1 protein-coding gene is annotated in these 616 nt (G+C 43.3%); it reads right to left on the reverse strand.

Translation table 11 applies throughout. From position 1 onward, the window contains the following. The coding region (locus OSCIL6407_RS31475; RefSeq protein ID WP_019488010.1) for a tyrosine-type recombinase/integrase at positions 1-616 on the reverse strand (616 nt) is incomplete at both ends.

The following is a 616-nucleotide window of genomic DNA, read 5'->3' on the forward strand; positions in this document are numbered from 1 at the left end:
CAGTCTCGGTTTAAAGCGTCTCTAGCAACTTCCTCAGCTCGCAAAGAAGTTACTTTTTGATATCGCAGAGTAGTCTGGATGTTCTCATGACCCATCAAAGCTCGCAACTCTTCAAGAGCCATTAACCCTACTCGTTCAGTAGCAAACGTATGCCGCAAATCGTGGAGGCGGATTCCTTGCAAAAGAGGACTTTTTTCTGTAAAACTTTGCCAGCAACAATAAACTTGCTGATAGCTCAATCTCGTCACCCTTTGATTAAAAGGATTTTGTGCAGTAAACAGAGCTGGTGTCCCCAAATCCCGATAATATTTAATATAATTATTCACAATAGAAGCTGCATCTTCGCTATAAAAACACCATCGTAGCTTCTTCCCCTTTCCCATCACCTGAAACTTCTGTAATTGTAAATCAATTCCCTCTAAATCTAAGGTAAGAAGCTCACCAATCCTAGCTCCTGTTCGATGAAGCAGGCGGACAATAGCGTGCAATCGGACATCTGGCACGAGCAGTTCATATAAAATACTCAGTTGTTCCGCACTCAAATAGCGAATCACTGCGTCGGTACTACATTCCCCCTTTTCTGGGTCAAGCTTGCGCTGCTTCAAACCAGCAATCG

This window comes from Kamptonema formosum PCC 6407 (genome assembly GCF_000332155.1).
Lineage (GTDB): Bacteria > Cyanobacteriota > Cyanobacteriia > Cyanobacteriales > Microcoleaceae > Kamptonema > Kamptonema formosum.